At 47.6% G+C, this 19,017-nt stretch carries 14 protein-coding genes; 3 read left to right on the forward strand and 11 right to left on the reverse strand.

Going from position 1 to position 19,017, the window contains the following annotated elements; genetic code table 11:
* Positions 1 to 8 precede the first annotated feature (8 nt).
* Complete coding sequence (locus DF182_RS09495; protein WP_113615396.1) at positions 9 to 3,113, forward strand: SusC/RagA family TonB-linked outer membrane protein; 3,105 nt, start codon at positions 9 to 11, stop codon at positions 3,111 to 3,113.
* Between the two features lie 18 nt (positions 3,114 to 3,131).
* Positions 3,132 to 4,841 (forward strand): RagB/SusD family nutrient uptake outer membrane protein, encoded by a 1,710-nt coding sequence (locus tag DF182_RS09500; RefSeq protein ID WP_113615397.1) that lies wholly within the window; start codon positions 3,132 to 3,134, stop codon positions 4,839 to 4,841.
* Positions 4,842 to 4,931: 90 nt separating this feature from the next.
* Here DF182_RS09500 and DF182_RS09505 read toward each other — a convergent pair whose 3' ends face one another.
* Both DF182_RS09505 and DF182_RS09510 read right to left on the reverse strand, forming a co-directional pair.
* The gene (locus DF182_RS09505; RefSeq protein ID WP_113615398.1) at positions 4,932 to 5,330 is read right to left on the reverse strand and encodes a DUF1634 domain-containing protein; all 399 of its coding nucleotides are present in this window, start codon (positions 5,328 to 5,330) and stop codon (positions 4,932 to 4,934) included.
* Positions 5,331 to 5,333: 3 nt separating this feature from the next.
* Positions 5,334 to 6,170: a sulfite exporter TauE/SafE family protein gene (locus DF182_RS09510; protein WP_113615399.1), complete on the reverse strand. Its 837-nt coding sequence runs from the start codon at positions 6,168 to 6,170 to the stop codon at positions 5,334 to 5,336.
* Between the two features lie 143 nt (positions 6,171 to 6,313).
* Here DF182_RS09510 and DF182_RS09515 point away from each other — a divergent pair, with 143 nt between their 5' ends.
* Positions 6,314 to 7,138: a CvfB family protein gene (locus DF182_RS09515; protein WP_113615400.1), complete on the forward strand. Its 825-nt coding sequence runs from the start codon at positions 6,314 to 6,316 to the stop codon at positions 7,136 to 7,138.
* A 73-nt stretch (positions 7,139 to 7,211) separates the two neighbouring features.
* Here DF182_RS09515 and DF182_RS09520 read toward each other — a convergent pair whose 3' ends face one another.
* The 9 genes from DF182_RS09520 to DF182_RS09560 form a co-directional block, all read right to left on the reverse strand.
* Positions 7,212 to 8,654 (reverse strand): hybrid sensor histidine kinase/response regulator, encoded by a 1,443-nt coding sequence (locus tag DF182_RS09520; RefSeq protein WP_113615401.1) that lies wholly within the window; start codon positions 8,652 to 8,654, stop codon positions 7,212 to 7,214.
* Between the two features lie 51 nt (positions 8,655 to 8,705).
* Entirely contained in the window at positions 8,706 to 10,127 is a 1,422-nt protein-coding gene (locus DF182_RS09525) for an MDR family MFS transporter (protein ID WP_113615402.1), read from the reverse strand.
* A complete protein-coding gene (locus DF182_RS09530) occupies positions 10,124 to 10,474 on the reverse strand; it encodes a damage-inducible protein D (RefSeq protein WP_113615403.1) in 351 nt (116 codons plus the stop codon). Before DF182_RS09530 ends, DF182_RS09525 begins: the two co-directional genes overlap by 4 nt.
* Positions 10,467 to 11,405: a DnaJ C-terminal domain-containing protein gene (locus DF182_RS09535; protein WP_113616830.1), complete on the reverse strand. Its 939-nt coding sequence runs from the start codon at positions 11,403 to 11,405 to the stop codon at positions 10,467 to 10,469. Before DF182_RS09535 ends, DF182_RS09530 begins: the two co-directional genes overlap by 8 nt.
* Before the next feature lie 264 nt (positions 11,406 to 11,669).
* Positions 11,670 to 12,683: a glutaminase A gene (glsA, locus tag DF182_RS09540; protein WP_211327087.1), complete on the reverse strand. Its 1,014-nt coding sequence runs from the start codon at positions 12,681 to 12,683 to the stop codon at positions 11,670 to 11,672.
* Between the two features lie 19 nt (positions 12,684 to 12,702).
* Positions 12,703 to 13,971, reverse strand: coding sequence for a DcaP family trimeric outer membrane transporter (locus tag DF182_RS09545; protein WP_113615404.1), 1,269 nt, complete (start codon positions 13,969 to 13,971; stop codon positions 12,703 to 12,705).
* A 344-nt stretch (positions 13,972 to 14,315) separates the two neighbouring features.
* Entirely contained in the window at positions 14,316 to 14,666 is a 351-nt protein-coding gene (locus DF182_RS09550) for a DUF6686 family protein (RefSeq protein ID WP_113615405.1), read from the reverse strand.
* A 727-nt stretch (positions 14,667 to 15,393) separates the two neighbouring features.
* The gene (locus DF182_RS09555; protein ID WP_161964104.1) at positions 15,394 to 16,248 is read right to left on the reverse strand and encodes a DUF4249 domain-containing protein; all 855 of its coding nucleotides are present in this window, start codon (positions 16,246 to 16,248) and stop codon (positions 15,394 to 15,396) included.
* Positions 16,249 to 16,258: 10 nt separating this feature from the next.
* Positions 16,259 to 18,805 carry a TonB-dependent receptor gene (locus DF182_RS09560; protein ID WP_161964105.1) on the reverse strand — a complete coding sequence of 849 codons (2,547 nt, stop codon included), beginning with the start codon at positions 18,803 to 18,805 and terminating at the stop codon, positions 16,259 to 16,261.
* Positions 18,806 to 19,017 lie beyond the last annotated feature (212 nt).

Genomic DNA, 19,017 nt, shown 5'->3' on the forward strand with positions numbered 1-19,017 from the left:
CTAACGTTATGAAAATTCCGATTTCAGGACGGCAGGCCGCATCCCTACGCCTGCTTCAAATCATGATTTGTTGGTTATTGTCTATCTGCGTGTATACTATACCGTTATATGCACAGGACAAAACCGTCAGCGTTAAGGGCCGTGTCACCTCTCAATCGGGTGAACCGCTCCCAGGAGCCACCATCGCGGTTAAAGGCACCAACAGAGGTATCACTACCAAAGTTGATGGCACTTTTCAACTGGATGTACCTGCAAACGTTTTCATTAAAATTTCATACACAGGCTTTATTTCCCGTGAACTGAAAGTAGACAACACCAATATAAATAACGTAGACATCTCACTGGCAGCAGATAAGGGAGAACTGAATGAAGTAGTGGTAGTAGGTTATGGCACACAGAAACGTGCCGACGTAACCGGTTCCATCACCACCATCAATGCACAGGCCATCCGCGATGTACCCGCCTCCAACCTCACATCCATCCTGAAAGGACAAGGCGCCGGCATCGATATTCAGAAAAGCGGCGGTAATAGTAAACCAGGTGCCAAACCCTCCATCCTCATCCGCGGCAGCAGATCGCTCAAAGCCGGTAACTCCCCGCTGTTTGTAGTAGATGGTATCCCTTACAACGGTGATATCAACGACCTCAATCCTGATGATATCACTTCCGTAGATGTGCTCAAAGATGCTTCTTCCACTGCTATCTACGGCTCCAGAGGCGCCAATGGCGTGATACTCGTCACCACCAAACGCGGACGCAGCGGCAAAGCCATCGTCACCTACAGCGGATACGGCGGCTTTGTAAAACCCTCCGGCAACTACGACCTTATGAACGCCGAACAATATGCCGGCCTGAAAAAATGGGCCTACTGGAATGGTACTCAGGATCCGCCTTTAAAATACAGCGGCCCTGAAGATCCGCAGATACTGATAGACGCCTTTGATGCAGAAGAAAGAAGACAACTGGCCAAAGGCAACAGCACCAACTGGCAAGACCTCGTTTACAAAACCGGCATCATGACCAACCACCAGATAGGCATCTCCGGCGGTAACGACAAAACACAGTTCAGCGCTTCTGCAGGATATTATAAAGAAACCGGCGTATATCCCGGCCAGTCCTTTGAACGCTTCACCGTAAAAGCCAGCATCGACCATGAAATCAATAAGGTTTTCAAAATCGGTGTCAGCTCACTCAATAACTTTTCTACTACTACCGGTGAAAGTGTGAATCCTATGGGACAAGCCCTCAGAGCCAGTCCGATGGCCCCTGCCTACGATAGCACCGGTGCATTGATCAACGACTTCCTCGCCGGCAGCCAAAAACAAATCTGGAACCCACTGGCCGATTTCCTCCCAGGTGCCACCGTAGAAAAAAGAAAACGTTCCGGAACTTTTACCACCGCTTATCTTGATATCAACATCTTACCTGGCCTGAAATATCGCTTCAATGGCGGCGCTGAAATCAAAAGCGATAACTACGGCAACTTCGCCGCCAGCAAAACCACCAACAACCTCGGCAGCCTCAACACCAGCGAAAACAAATACAACAACGAAATCAACTACACTCTGGAAAATCTCCTCGTGTATGATCATCAATTCGGTAAACATCGCGTCAATTTCACCGGCCTGTACAGCCTGCAGGAATCCGGCAGTCAAACCAACAACTATAACAACAATACCCTGCTGTCTGACGACCTGCAATACTTTAATGCTACTTATGGCCTTAACCTCGCCGGCAGCGGTTCAGAAAGTAAATGGGATATCATCTCCTACATGGGCAGGATCAACTACAACTTCGATGAACGTTTCCTTCTCACCCTCACCGCCCGCAGCGATGGTAGTTCAAGACTCGCGCCTGGCAACAAATTCAAGGGATTCCCTTCCGCCGCTGTTGGCTGGAATATCAGCAATGAAAAATTTATGCGTAGTGCCCGACTATTCAGCAACCTGAAACTCCGCGCCAGCTATGGACGCACCGGCAACACGGCTATCAATCCCTACCAGACATTAGGCGCCCTCAAGGGAATAAACTATAACTACGGTTCTACCAATGTAACCGGCGTATTCATCAATACAGCACCTAACTCCGCACTGCAATGGGAATACACGACCACCGCCAATCTTGGTATTGACTTTGGTTTACTTAACAACCGTATTACCGGTAGTGTGGAAGTATATTCCGCCAATACCAGCAATCTGTTGCTGCCACTGCATTTGCCTGGTACATCTGGTATCCCGGGTGATGTACTCGTCAACGTAGGCAAAACACAAAACAAAGGTCTTGAAATACACCTGGCCACTGTCAATGTACAAGGCAAAGGTGCCGGTGATTTCACCTGGACATCAGATCTCAACTTCTTCATCAACAGAGGTAAGATCACAGAACTGTATAACGGTATACAACAGGATATTTCCAACAACTGGTTTGTAGGTCATCCTATTGGTTCCTACTACGACTACCAGCGCATCGGCATCTGGCAGAATATCAAAGCCGATTCCATGACCGCACTCGCCTATGGTCAGAAAGTAACCGGCAACTCTTCCGTGATCGGAACGATCCGCGTGAAAGATATCAACAACGACAGCACTTTCAGCGATGCAGACAAAACCATCGTAGGCACTCCTCAGCCCAAATGGGAAGGCGGTATGACCAACCGCTTCAGCTACAAAGGTTTTGATTTTACCATCGTGATGTATGCCCGCATCGGCAGTACGCTCAACAGCAAGCTGTATGGTGGCGGTTTTGCCAACACCTTCCAGGGCAACTACAACAACCTTAACGTCAACTACTGGATCCCTACTAGCGGAGAAACTTATTTTCCAAAACCCAATCAGTCCAGAACACAAACGCAATACAACTCTACACTCGGATATATAGATGGCAGTTACCTGAAGATCAGGACACTGAGCCTGGGGTACAATCTCCCGTCTTCCTTTATCCAGAAGCTGAAAGCACGCTCCCTGCGCGTATATGTTTCCGCACAGGACCCGCTCATTTTTTTCTCTGAATACCGCAACAAATTTCATGGTGTAGATCCTGAATCTGCCGGCAACATCAACGCAGATACGCCAGCCACCTGGTCTATGCTCTTCGGCGTAAACCTTACTTTATAATCTTCAAAACCGTGAGTTATGAAAAAAATATTGCTCGCTATAAGCTTTTTTACCAGCGCTTCTTTTCTTGGAAGTTGCAGTAAGATGCTGAATGAAACGCCACGGTCCGTACTGGTACCGGATTTTTATAAAACAGCGCAGGGCGTAAATGCCGCACTGGATGCTTCTTATGCAGGCACCCGCACCATCTGGGGTTGTGAAGATTATTTCTCTATGACCACGCCTGGCACCGATGAATTTAAAAGGGGGAACGACGGCAACCAGAACTTTATGACCTACGATCCGGGCCTGCTCCCCAGTGACGGTAAGTTTAAAGCCCAGTGGAACAACATTTACACCTACATCAATACCTGTAATGCTGTGATTCAGTTTGCACCCACCGCTCCGGGCCTTACTGATGCTATACGCAAGAAAGCTGTTGCAGAAGCCAAATTCCTTCGGGCCAACTATTATTTTGTGCTGGTACAGCTTTGGGGAGATGTAACACTTACCACCACCTTTATTTCCGGGCCTGTCACTTCGGCCAACAGGGATCCGTTGGCTAAAGTATACGACGCCATCATCACCGACCTGAAAGAGGCCATGCCTGATCTGGCGCCCGGCCCTAAAGGAACAGATCCCGGCAGAGCCAATGCAGCCGCAGCCAAACATGTACTGGCTAAAGTATATCTTACCAGGGCCGGCAGCAAAGCTGCCCAAGCTACTGACTACCAGGATGCTGCCACCACTGCAACAGATCTGCTGACAACAGCTCCTGCACTGGGTTTGTCGCTGTTGCCCGATTTCGGCAGCATCTTCGCCGAAGGCAATGAAAACAATGCAGAAGTACTATGGACTGTACAACATACCTCCAGTCTGTCATACAACGGTTCTCCTACCCAGAACAACAGTACACCAGACAATATGCTTGTACACCTGTTTGTACCACAATATGAAAAGATAGATGGCATGGCCCGCAATATTCGTGACGGCCGGCCTTACATCCGTACAGTGCCCACCAAATGGCTGATTGATACTGTTTTTGCTGAACGGAAAAATGATACCCGCTTCGATAAAAGTTTTCAGACAGTATGGTTCTGCAACAACGCCAGCAGCATTCCGGTATGGCCTAACCCGCTGCCACCGGGCGCTCCGGCTGATGCGGCTCCCGGTAAGCCTAAAATGAAACCGGGAGACACCTGTATCTACATGCCGCAAGGCAAGTTCACAGATGCACAAATTGCTGCAGCACCTTATACACTGATCCCGTCCAGTAAGTACTCTATCAAAATGTCACCGGCATTATCCAAATACGTTGATACCAAACGATCTGATATGAATGCGCCATCTATCCGGCCTCTCATCGCATACCGTCTGGCAGAAACCTATCTGGTAGCAGCGGAAGCACTGATGCAGAGCGGGCGCCCTGCTGAAGCCATAACCTATATAAATGCAGTACGGGAAAGAGCTGCCTTTCCTACCGGTGATAAAACAAAGATGGATATCACCGTCGCCAACCTGAACATCGACTTCATCCTCGATGAACGCTCCCGTGAACTGGCCGGCGAAAACGTAAGATGGCTGGACCTTGTAAGAACACGCACCCTGCAGGACAGACTGCTGAAACACAACGACGACAATTCCAGAGGCAACTTCAAATCACCCAAACATTGGCTCAGACCTATCCCACAGGACCAGATCGATGCCACCACCACCGGTACGCCCTATCCGCAAAATCCAGGCTGGTAATTAATATCCATTACGAATAAAAAAAGCGAGGACCGAAGCAGATAATGCCTCAGTCCTCGCTTTTTTTATTCGCAATTTCGTATTTGATTGCTACAGTCGTTCCAATCCACCTACCATACTGAAAGTAATCACCGCCAATACGATCAGGGTAATAACCACATACAGGTAATCCTTCTCCAGCAAAAACGCAAAAACGGAAAAGACTATACGAAAAATCGGTGTCGCGATTAATAAAACAACGCCCAGCTGTATCACATCACGTCCCTGACCGGCCATGATACCCTTCAGGATGCCAGGCAGGTTGTCCAGCCCTTCCCGTACACCGGTAAAGGTGCCATAGTCGGGACTTTCATGCCCATGCCGGTACAGATACACGATACCGCCAAGTAATACTATAATACTGGATGTGATCACCCCTACACGCAGCTGTTTTCCGATCAGTTGCTGGATGTCCTTATCTGCCCAGAAATGTTTTGAAAAAAGCCTCATGTCTTACAGTTTACCGGTTGAACCATTATAAATCATCTGAAACGCCAGGAAGGTGATTACAACGCTAAAGACTATACGTAACCACTTGGTATTGGCTTTTACCAGCAGCCTGGACCCTCCGAAAGCACCCAGCAATACTCCCAGTACCACCGGCATACACAGCCCCGGGCTTACATATCCCCGCTGCAGGTATACTACGGCACTGGCCGCAGCGGTAACCCCGATCATAAAGTTGCTGGTAGTGGTAGACACTTTAAAGGGAATACGCATGACGTTGTCCATGGCCAGCACTTTTAAGGCGCCGGAACCTATGCCCAGCAAGCCCGACATAACGCCGGCAAACATCATCATAAAATATCCGCCCGGCACATGTCTTACCTTGTAAGACACAACACCACCTCCGGAAGGATAGGAGCCGTTCAGCTTCAGCTGACGGGCCAGCTTGCTCACGTCTTCATCGGAAACAGCCTGTGTTTTCTTACGCAGTGACATAAACGCTGAAAAAATCAGCACACTGCCGAAAATGATAGCCACCACATTGGTGGGGATAAAGACCGCTATCAGCGCCCCTATCACCGCGCCGGTAGTAGTAGCTATTTCCAGGAACATGCCCAGTCTGATGTTGGTAATCCCTTCCTTTACATAAGCGGAGGCAGAGCCGGAAGAGGTGGCAATGGAGGCAATCAGCGCCGTTCCAATAGCGTAACGGATGTCAACGTGGAAGACCAGGGTCAGCAGCGGAATGATTACCACACCGCCTCCTAGCCCGGTGAGCGATCCCAATAGCCCAGCCAGAAAGGCCCCGGCAAGCAGGATCAATGTAAATGATAAAATCGTCATAAGATGGTCTGGTTGGTTTAGATCAGCAATTACAGGCAATAAAAAAACAGCCCTAATGGCCAATGTTACAAAAGTAAGCAGAATATGATTCCCACAATCCGCAATCTATAAGTAACTTGCAGTCGTATACTTAATTGTTTTTTATGATAAAGGTGGGTGAGTACAACCTGTTGAGGGTTAAAAAAGAAGCTGATTTTGGCGTGTATCTGGAAGGGGTAGACCAGGAAATACTACTACCCACACGGTTTGTGCCTGATGGCACCAAAATAGGTGACGAACTGGAAGTGTTCCTGTATCACGATTCCGAAAACAGACTGATCGCCACTACCCAGAAACCTTACGGCATCGCCGGTGATATCGTAACACTGAAAGCGGTCAGCGCCACCAGGCAAGGGGCCTTCCTCGACTGGGGCCTCATGAAAGACCTGTTCGTGCCCCAATCACAGCAACTGACCCGTATGGTACCCGGACAGGAATATCTCGTTAAAATATACATCGACGAGATGACCGGCCGTGTGGCTGCCACCGAGAAATTTGACCGACTCCTTAGCAACGAAAACATCAGCGTGAAGGAAATGGACCAGGTAGACCTCATCATATACCGACGCACAGACATCGGTTATGTGGTGATCATCAACAACCAGCATACTGGTATCCTCCATCACAATGAGCTCTTCCGCAGCGTGGAAATAGGCGACAAACTCAAAGGCTTCATCCGCCAGATAAAAGATGATAAAATCGATGTAATACTGGGCCAGCCCGGCTATAAACGCGTGGAAGATGAAGGGGAAAAAATCCTTCGCCTCCTCCACGAAAACAGTGGCTACCTGCCTTACCACGATAAATCCACTCCTGAAGAAATACAGGAGTTCTTCGGGATGAGCAAAAAGACCTTCAAAATGACAATTGGAAATCTTTATAAACAAAGAAAGATCATCTTCACACAAACAGGCTTCAAAGAAGCCTGATGATTTTCCACAAAAACACAAAGCAGCAAAGATGAATATGATATCCTCTTTGCTGCTTTGCGTTTTTACAGGACTACCTTATCACCGGAAAACTGATCAGAAAGCTGGTACCTACGCCCAGCTTACTTTCCACGTTCACGGTCCCTTTGTGATTGAGGATAATATTCTGAGTGGCTGTCAGCCCCAGGCCCGTACCTTTTGTTTTGCTGGTAAAGAAAGGCTCAAATAGTTTGGCCAGATTTTCCGGCGGAATACCACTACCGGTATCGATTATACGAACAAAAACCCGATCGGATTCATACCAGGAATCGATGGTCAGGGTTCCATCTCCCGCCTTCATGGCTTCTATCCCATTGATAATAATATTCAGCAGTGCGATGATCAGTTTGTCTTCATCGGCCATAATCATCCTGTCGGGTTCCTCCAGCCGTTTGATGACCAGGATATTATTCAGCTGCAACCTGTCTGCAGCCAGCTGCATTGTTTTTTCTATCAGCACGTTCAGCCCCTGCGGCAGCATATTTAGTTCCGACATACGCGTTGACTCCAGCAACTCCGTTACCAGCTGATTGATACGGTGGCAATTGCGCTCCATAATATCGAGGTACAGATGACCATCAGGGGTATCGGTCAGTTCAGCCGTTTTTAGTTCAGATACGGCCAGTAATATGTTAGTAAGCGGATTACGCACTTCATGGGCCACCAGCCTGGCAATACGGCCGGTGATGGCAAACTTTTCATGTTGCTGTTTCTCCTGCTCCTTTCTTTTCCTCTCCGTAACATCCTGTATGATACAGAGATACAGTTGCTTTTTCTCATCGAGCAAGGAAGCGTTGACTATAACATCCAGCAATTGCCCCTGATGAGTACGGAACACATATTCCTGTTGCACAACTCCTTTATCGCTGCACAACTGCGCTATAAAAGCCTTTATCTGATCTTCATTGGCAAACAGGTTGCTGAGATAGTGATTATACAGGGTTACTTCCTCATAGCGGAGCAGATGCATAGCCGCCGGATTGGCCGCTACGATCTTATGTTCGCTGTCGGCCAGCAGGATAGCATCATTGGATTTTTCGAAGATACTGAAGTAACGTTTTTCACTTTTTTCTATAACGTTGAGATGAGTGAATTTGTCCAATGTGTAGCGGATAGCACGTTCCAGTCCAACCGCAGTAATCTCGCTTTTCACAAGATAGTCGGCTGCACCGGCCTGCATCGCTTCTTTATCGATATGATAATCCCCTTTGCCGGTAAACAGTATAACGGGGGCCTTATAGCCCAGATTGCGGAAATGGTGCAACACATCTATACCGGTGTGGCTACCCAGGCGGTAATCCACCAGATACAGGTCGTGAGTCCGGGATTCAATGACAGCCAATGCTTCCCTGTAAGATGATACCCATTGCAATATGTATTGATCGGGTGAAATATCCTGCAACAGAGCATTCACCAGAAAAAAATCATCCTCGTCATCATCAATCATCAAAATATGCGTCTTGCCGTTTATAGCCATATGCTCGGGAATAGTCCGCGTTATTAACCAATAATTATGCACCAATATACATCAGGTATCAATATGGGTGTCGGTATCTTTCAATACGATATTCCTGCGGGGCATAAACCATGCGGGTACCAGCGTCACCAGCAGGATGAAGAGAGAGATCAGGAAACCCTCGCGCAGCGCCAGGTGATGCGCACTCAGAGAAGGGCTCCCGGCCAGCACGTAGTTGTTGTAAGTCGTTTGTGTAACAATGGCAAGCACTGCTATACCGATAGCGCCGCCCACCTGTTGCATAAGTGTACTGATGGATGAAGCCATGGTCACTTCACTGGGCCTTACAGCACTAAGCGTGGCCGCATTTAATGGCGCCAGTAGCAGCCCCATACCAAAACCTCTCACCGTCATAGCAATCATCACATACCAGATATTGCTGCCCCTGTCAAGCAAAGAAAAAAGATACATGGAAACAGCCAGCAACATAATGCCCAGCATGGAGATCTCACGGGAACCGTGTTTATCGGACCACTTACCGGCAAAAGGCATCATGGCTGCCATAAAAACAGAGTTAGGCAGTATCAGCAGCCCCGACACCCCTTCTGAAAAACCCATCTGCTCCTGCAGCAGGAAAGGCATCAGAAACAGTCCACCAAACAAGGCCGCTGCCCGCGAGATAGTGACCAGTATACAACTCACAAAAGCATAATTGGTAAACAGATGCAGGTCAATGAGCGGAATCTGTTTGCCCCGGTCTATCAGGATAAAGAGCGCCAGCGCCACCACCGCCACGCCCAGCGTAGCCAGTATTTCAGGAGAACCGATACCCTTCACTTCAGCCCTGGCTACCCCATATTGCAGACATACCAGGAAAACAGTCAGGAAGGTAAAGCCCCAGATATCGAAAGGCAGCTTCAGTTTAGCCTGACTTCGCAGTACATTCAGGTATTTGAAGGAAAGAAATACTGTGATAATACCTATGGGAAGATTGATATAGAAGATAGAAGGCCAGCCAAACTGCTGGGTGAGGATACCTCCCAATGTAGGACCGATGGCTGGTCCTACCAGGTTGCCGAGGCCCCACCAGCCCAGGATAGCGCCTCTTACACGGGCTGGAAACACATAAGAGATGATGGCCATAGAGGTGGGTGCCATGGCCCCACCACCAAGCGCCTGTATCACACGGCCTACCAGCAAGGAAGGCAATGTGGTGGACAAGGCACACAACAAAGATCCAAAAGTAAAAAGAGCTACAGCGCCGATGTAAAGATTAAAAAAACCAATCCTGTTTTTCAGCCAGCTGGTCAGTGGCATCAATATAGAAAAACTCAGCATGTATACAGTGATCACCCATTCTATTTCACTGAGTGTACAGTTGAACTGCCTGCTCATAACGGGAAGGGATATATTAACAATGCTGGAGTCTATTCCCGCCATGGTAGTACCCATGATGATCACGATCAGAATACCGGTCCGGTTGACATTTCTCATACCCTGTCTTTCATCATGAAAATAAGTTGTGCTTTAGCTACCAACGGGTTGAGCGGATTACAGTTGATCATAAAGAGATAGGTTGCCAGCTCAGACAGTTGCCAGTCTGTTTCCATCTCTCCGCCGTCTTTAAAGCAATATATTTTGCGGAAGTTGTAGTTGACCGGTATCTGCAGTGAGGCACAGGCATGCATGGCTCTGTCGAGGGGTTCCTGCAGCAGATGAGGGTCTTCATAGCCCAGTTCATGCATGATTTCGCTGGCAGTATACAGCAGGGGTGGGTTCTTTAACTGCGATATTCTCTCTGTAGCAATCACTTCTTCCAGATAGTCAAAAAGTTTAAGCATGACCGTTCTCATTTAGTTGTGAAAGTTGCTGAAACAGTTCTTTTTCTTTAGCAGAAAGGTTCTTCGGAATATGTATAACAGTCTTGATATACAGGTCACCTGATGTTCCTTTGTGGTCGTAGGCCGGCATGCCTTTACCTTTGAGGCGGAACACCTTTCCGCTGTCTGTACCTGCAGGGATATTCATGCTCAGGGTTGTTGCCGGCGTGGGCACTGTCAGTTTACCCCCCAGAATGGCTGTATATAAAGGTAAAGGTACATCTGTATGAATATCCTGGCCTTTCAGTTCGTATTGAGGATGGGGGCTGATATGGATGGAGATCAGCAGATCACCCTGCTGTCCGCCCTGGCGGCCCGGAGAGCCTTTTCCTTTCAGCCGGATTACCTGACCTTCATAAAGACCTGGTTTCATTTTAATATTCAGCCGGCTGCCGTTTACTTCTACCTGTCTGGTGGCACCACTATAGGCATCTTCCAGAGATACTTCCATAGTGGCCTGTACATCCCGGCCATGGGCCGGTCCCTGCTGTCTGCGGTGGCCGCCGGCAAAGCGGCTGCCAAACAACTGTTCAAAGAAATCAGAGAACCCTTCCCCACCACCAAACATGTCCTCCACATTACCGGAGTAGGTGTAGCTACCCTGCTTACCACCACCACCAAACTGTGACCAGTCAAAATCTTCCGGACGACCGCCGTGTTGTTCGTAATACTTATAGTTGTCCCCAAACTGATCGTATTTCTTACGCTTCTCGGCATCACTGAGTACTTCGTAGGCTTCGTTCAACTCCTTAAATTTCTCCTCTGCAGCCTTGTCTCCCGGATTTTTGTCCGGATGGTACTTCACAGCCAGTTTCCTGTAAGCCTTCTTGATCTGTTCCGCCGTTGCTGCCTTTTCTACACCCAATATCTTGTAGTAATCTTTTACTTCCATAAAGTATACAACATGTGATGATAAAAACTTGTTCAGGCGTTTAAAAGTCCACAAGAAATATACCATTCCCAGGGCTGAAGCCCTGGGCTATGTTTGTAGCATCTTTAGCTTAGGGCTTTAGCCAAAAGCACTAAGCTTCTTCATCAGGAGTACTACCCCATTGGCCCAGGGCTTTAAACTCATTTAACCCAAAGCAACCCCTTATTTTACAAAAGCCATCATCCCAACCCCATCCAATATAGCCCAGGGCTTTAGCCCTGGGACTCAGCGCGCATCCAGCAGATTGAGCTTAAGCTCGTCTATCATAAACTCCAGTGTTTTCTGAGCTTTGACGCTATTGCCTGATTTGTCGAGGGGAGGTGAGAATACGGCGATGGCCAGTTTACCCGGTGCCACTGCGATAATACCGCCGCCCACGCCGCTTTTGGCGGGCAGGCCGGTATGATATACCCAGGAGCCGGTATTATCGTATAGTCCTTCTGTCATCATGGTGGCCAGTATACGCGGACACAGCCCCGCTTCGATCACTTTTTCCTTTGTCACCGGGTTAATGCCGTTGTTGGCCAGGGTTCCGGCCATAATGGCCAGGTCGCGGGTACTGGAGCCATAGGAGCAGGCGCGGGTATAGAGGTCTACGGCCTCGCTGATGTCTCCATAAAAGCGGCCATAGGAGTACAGTAGCCAGGCGATGGCTCTGTTATGCAGATTGGTGGCTGTTTCAGAAGCATATAGCTGTTGTATGACTGATAATCTGCGGGCTGCAAATCTGGTTGTCAGATCGTCGATCATGCTCCATTTGGCAGCGCTGCCGGAGGCTTTCACAAAGCTGTTGGTGGCCATGGCACCGGCATTTACCAGTGGGTTGACCGCCCGTTGTGGGTCCAGTTCTACTGCCAGTACAGAATTGAAAGGCATGCCGGTAGCGTTTACACCGATACTGTCTTCTATCGCTTGGGGGCCTCGCTGTTGCATGGCCAGTGCCAGTACAAATACTTTGGAGATCGATTCTATTCCGAACTCAAATTTAGTGTCTCCCAACTCCAGCACTTTTCCATCTGCAGTACAAACAGCGATACCATATAACTTAGGGTCAATATCCGCCAGATAGGGAATATAGCTGGCATTGGCCCCGCCGCTGGTATTTTTAAATCTGTCATAAGCCTGTTGCATTACTTCACGTATATGCTTTTCCGTTAGTAACTCATTTTTTTGTGCATAGGTGCAGTGAGGCCATAACAGGGAAATGCCCATCAGGAAAAACAGTAATCGATTTATCATATGGTGTATTTTAACAGGTTCAGAATTTATACATCATAGAACACTGAATCCGGGTGTTCTCTCCGGCGGAGCCATCTATATTTTTTCTTTTCCCATAGAGGAACTCTATACCAGCTTTTACAAAGTAGGAAGGGTAAAACAACAGATTGACCACGCCATATTGAGTAGACTGCAGATCTGTAGGAGGCTGATAATCTTTTGTTTCCAGCTTCAGATAGGCATACCCTATCGTAGAGCTAAATTTGTCGCTCCACCAGAAGTCATAAAAGCCCATTACAGTCCATACGGGAATGTTCTGTACAATAGTTCTGGTTTTGGCGACGGCATCCAATCCGAGGCCATTCAGATCGATGATATAGCGGGCAATACCATGGCCATAAGTACCTTCGTATACGAAAATATCTTTGCCCTTTACTGACGTTTCTATAGAACCGGTGAGGTTCAGGCCCCAGCCGATATTAGTATGATCTCTGTCAAGATAATTATCAAAGGTAATAGGGTGGAAAAGGCCCGCCAGTTGTATATGGGTGGCAGCAGTGAAGTTGTAGCGGTACTGTGCCACCATATCCGGAAATAATTGCCGGGAGTTAAACCCTGAATCAGCGGGCAATTTTGTATCACTGCCCGGATTTTCTATGCTGATGGCCAGGGTCGATTTTTTAGTCAGGGGCTCAGTATAACGAATCTGTATCTGCCGGCCAAAAGCCATGGCATTGGGTCCCTGATAGTCCAGTATGTTGGGAAACACATCGATATCCATAAAGGTAGACCAGGTTTGGCCACCACCCCATTTACCCAACTGCCCCCAGGCATGGCGCAGCCGGGGGACGGCAGTACCGTTGCTGTTAAAAAGATCTACTTCCAGCAGGGTCTTCAACTCCCCTTGTCGTGTATCAGAAGAGGATAAAATGGTAAACCGGGTCTGCCGTGCGGCAAAGGTTAATTGCCCTTCATCATCACCATTGATCGGAATAGAAGAGGGCGCAAATGCTTCTTTGTTACCCATCTGCTTAAAATCGAAGATAAAATCTCCCTGTACAAACCCTCCAATCGTAAGCTGTGTTTTATGTACATCTGCCACAACAAAACCACCATAACCGCCGGCTTCCAGATTACTCCTGGTTTCTGTACGCCGCCCCGGCTGTGGCCTGATGATCCGGTTCTCTATCTTCGATACCTTGGCTTCCAGACTGTCGATACGCCGGCGCAGACTATCCATAGTCTGTGCTTCCAGCACCGACAGCATCCCTAATACCAGTAAGGTGGTGAGTAGTAGTTTTCTGCCCATAGGTAAAATGCCTGAAAAGACCCGTCTTCAGTATTTTAGAAGTTGATATACACTGCTTAAGTGAGCAAAGGAACAGGATATAACGTTGAAGTATACACGAAATAAAAAATCATACAGACATCGCTGTATCAATAGAAAAATTTAAATACGTTGATACATAACAGCGCTGCTTCCTTCTCCTGCGTAGCTATTAGAACACACCTGAAGTAAATAAAGTTCAAAAGGGAGCGTTATTTCTCTCCTGAAAAAGGATAAAAAAACGGGAAATAACTGTGTGGTTAACAACAAATGCCTATACCATTTAAAGCGTCAATTTACTGAAGAGGAAAGGGGTCAACAAAAAACTATTCCCCGTAGGCGTCGGAGGAATAAGGGGAGGCAGCTTCCAGAATCTGATAAGCTTCGAGCAAAGCCCGTACCTCCATTACCATGGATGCCAGCCTGCCTGTCTCTGCCGGCGTCAGCAACATCATCACATGATCTGCCGGCAAAGGCAAACAAATACTTTTTTCATTCTCCGGATAAGAAGCTTCCTTACCTTCTGACAGGCGTACAACCATATCAGCAAAACACAAAAACTCTTCCGGGGCAAGGTTAACAACACTGGTACCAAAAGCAAGCTGTATACCCTTGCAGTGGGGGCAACGGATCACATATCCATTCTGACCATGATATAAAGTCTGATAATTACACATAAGCTATCGCGGTTAGTGCCTCCAGCGGCCGGTTGTACGGCCGCTGTCAGGACTTTTGTTTCATCACTCTTTACTAATAATGGTGTTACAAACAACAGATACTTTCTCTTTCTATGTATCGAAGCATATTGTTATAAAGCAAAAGTAAACCGTGACATACAAGTACCATTGTCGGATCAGGAAAACGATTTACGCAAAAAGGAAAGTTTCCTTAACATTTTCTTAGCAAATACCTGCTCTTCGGCAAGCACCGGAATCAGTAAAAACCTCCATAAAAGACTTCTATGAAAAAGAGTATGGGATACTAATTTTTTAAGTGTAGTTTATACGTCACCGTTAGTATTCAGATATAGGGATAACAGAGAGAGGATATCAGAAAAAAGATGGTCACCCTACCCGGAATAGGGTAACCACCAGCCCGCAGAAACAATTTTTCCGCCATATTTCCGCAGGATATGCTGGAAGAAGATATTCATATCCTCTCCTGATGGGACTCCGATAAAAAAGTCCATCAAAATATTTTTATCGTTTCAATGAAAATGATGAATACACTACCAACATCAGTAGTTTGATGCAGAGGATAGTGGGTACAAACTTCGGCCAGTTAATTTGTGTATCAAATCTACGTCACAAAACTGTAAGGGAGTTATCGAATCGGGAAAATTTATATTAAATCGGGAAACTTAGTTCATAATGCAACTAACATTAAGGAAGAAAACACAGTATACTATTCCGCTTTAAATACCAACCGTTTTGAATTGATACCAGCGACTATACCATAACCATTACGTATGTTCGTAAATACCGTAACCGGCTCTGTGATAAGCCCTCCGGAGGTCTTCTGCTGCATTGATATAGACCGGAAATAAAGGTAGGCGTTTTTAGTCAGCGCACTGACCTCTACCATTACCTGCGAAGCATTGATGGGCAGATCTGTTTCAAGCACGAAGGTGGCTGTTTTACCATCAAAACGGACGTCGCTCATTATCAGCGTGGAATAGTAACTATTGGTGATGGCATCGATCAGGTTATTACTTAAAACAGGGTCCAAACGGAAAGAGCGAATGGTATCCGGCTGCATATCAGGTCCATAGGTAAAAAGCCGTATCTGGTAGTAATCCGGTACGCCGGCACGGTCTTCCAGTATAAACTGTACTTTGGTGCTGCCGCGCTGTGTAGCAGGATCATATACAACTGGCGAAGGAGGCAGGGTATCTTCTCCACTCACGGGTGTCATACCACTGGCAGCAGCTTTTATCGTATATACCTTACCGGTAGTCACCTTTTCTTTTGATACAAAATAAGTTCGCCCTTTGATCACCTGCGGTTGTAAAGGGCTCAGGTCTACACCATCCTGCTGCAACACTACCTGGGCATTGTTAATCTCCTGAAACCCGCTATCATCGTAAACATTAGCCGGAACACTACGGGTAACGCGGATATAAGCCACACTATCCGGCTGCAGTAAACTATTCACCACAATTTTATCCCCTTCATAGGGCAACTGAATATTCACCCGCTGTTCACAGCTGGTCAGCAGCCCTGCCAATAATAATATCCCACCAGCGAAAAACGTTCTCATACTATTCATTTTAAAACTTGATAGAATAAGTAATACTAGGTAGTATAGGCAATACCGTTACCTTCGACAGGTACCGTTGTTTTTGTATTTCATCCCGTTTCATATAATAAATGAATGGGTTCTTCTGGTTGTATACATTGTAAATGCTGAAGTTCCAGCTTTTACGCCAGTACTTTTTTTGCTTGGAGTAGGTGACACCAACATCCAGGCGATGTATATCGGCAGCCCGATAGTTATAACGGCCGTCGTATCTGTCAACTGACACATCGGTGCTTCCGGGGTCCCAGGGAGAGGCGGTGCCTACACCATGGTAACTGGACACCGGCAGGGTGAGCGGCGCCCCGGTTGTATAATGCCAGGAAGCAGACAGTTCCCAGCGTTTGCCAATACATTGCGACAACACCACTTCCACGTCATGGCGATGGTCGTATTTATAGGGGAATATTTTCCCATTGTTGATACCAGGAAACTGACGATTACTCCAGGACAATGTATACCCTATCCAGCCAGTGGTAGAACCTTTCTGTTTTTTCACCATCAGTTCTCCGCCATAACTCCAGCCTTTACCAATCACCACATTCTCATCCCAGCGTTTCAGGTCGTCATTGACCAGCATATCATTGGTCGCATACTCAATCATGTTGTACATCGACTTGTAATATCCTTCCAGTGAAAACTCAAAGGCGAGATTGGTACTGGTTTTGGCAACACCTGCAGCCACCTGCCGCGAATACATGGGTGCCACCCGTTGGGTGGAAGGTACCCATATATCTGTAGGAAGGGAAGTACCGGATGTAGACAACAGGTGAATGTACTGGTTCATGTGGGTATAGGAGGCCTTCACCGCCCAGTTGCGGGGTAGCATATAGCGTAGTCCCAGCCTTGGTTGTATGGAATGATAGAAGCGGCCTTCCACCAGAAAGCCGGAAGCGTGAAAACCCACATTGGCAAACAAATCGGGCAGCAGCCGCCAGTCATCTTCCGCATACAGCAGCATTTCCGTTCCTCTGGTCCGGAAACCGGTACCTGTGGAATCCAGTGGTTTTATGGTACTTCCCTTGTCGGAGAATTCACTGATGCCGGGTTTGAAATAATGTCCTGTTAGTGCACCACCAAAACGGATTGAGTGGTTAGGCATAGGCCGGTAGTCAAAATCTATTTTGATACCGGCGTTTTCCATACGGGAGCTGTATTTACCGTACTGGTCGGAGGTTGTCCCCACCACCGGCATGGTGTATTTAAATCCGAATTCTGTCCGGAAGGCGTACTGGGAATAGTTAAGGCTGATGTTGGAGAAAAGCCTGGTATTGTAGATATGATTCCATCGCAGTCCGCCAATAGTATTACCCCACTTCAGCTGAAAATGGCTGCTTTCCGTAAGACGGCCGGCATTGTCCAAATTGACCGTGTCCGGTACTGTCCGGATTAACAGATTATCTTCTCCTTTGTATAAGCTCAGGTAAATACGGTCTTTGGCAGAGAAGATATGGTTGATTTTGGCGTTGACATCATAAAAATAGGCATAAAAAGCACCGTCTTTTCCGAAGTCGGTGTCTGTTTTGAGTGCCATGTTATATACCAGGTCGGGATAAGAGCGGCGGGCAGAAACGATGAAAGATGTTTTGTCCTTGATAATGGGTCCTTCCAGGTTAAACTTGGCCGATATCATTCCGATGGCCACATCACCATGATAATGCCGCATGTCCCCGTCTTTGAGGGAGATGTCCACCACAGAGGAGAGGCGTCCGCCAAAGCGGGCCGGGAAAGCGCCTTTATAGAGGTCGGCGGATTTTACCACATCGGCATTGAGCAGGGAGTATACCCCGAAAAAATGGGAGAAGTTAAATACCGGGGTACCATCCATGAGGATAAGGTTCTGGTCAGGGCTGCCACCACGTACATGGAGACCGCCGGCGCCGTCCATACCGCCGCCTACGCCGGGCATAGACTGCAGGGTGCGCATCACGTCCGCTTCCCCTAACAGTTTAGGCATTGACTTTACAGCGGCCAGCGGCAGGTTTACCCTACTCATCTGTGTCTGGTCCTGCAGTTTTGTTTTATCCGTACCACTGATCACCACTTCCTGCAGGCTGGGCAGGGGCTGCAGTGGTACCAGCAATATCCTGTTGGCCTGGCCTTCTACCGGCAACAGTGCAGACTCGTATCCTACATAGGATACTACCAGGCTATTGGTATCTTTAACAGTCGTTAAACTGAAAAATCCATATTGATTGGTAGTAGTTCCCTGTTTAAGGGAAGGGGCATAGATAGTGGCTCCAGGTAGTTTTTCACCACTTACTGCATCCTGTACATATCCACTGATGGTGCGGTTGATACGCTTTTCCTGTTGTAATACCAACTGGTCTCCTACCCGGGTAAACCGGATATCATCGGGCGCAAATAACTGCTCCAGCAAGCTTCTGAGCCGCTGTTGCTGAGCTGTGACGGTAACTTTACGGGATAAGTCTACAAGTTCCCTGCTATATGAAAAATGGATGCCGTATTCTTTCTCCAGTATTTCACACACCACCCTTAGGGGCTGGTCCTTTACTACCACTGTGACTCTTGTTTGCCAATCCCACCCTGAAACTTTTAACGGGAAACATAATATTATACATATGATGCCCGTCACCAGTTTTCCGGCTAACGACATAATTTAATGAATGACTTGTTATTGGGATATATACTACCACAGTACCTCCAACAAACGATGAATAGCGAACCCACGGGGAGATCAGCTTGATGATCTCCCAGCAAGTTCGCCACAAT

Source organism: Chitinophaga flava, assembly GCF_003308995.1.
Taxonomy (GTDB): domain Bacteria; phylum Bacteroidota; class Bacteroidia; order Chitinophagales; family Chitinophagaceae; genus Chitinophaga; species Chitinophaga flava.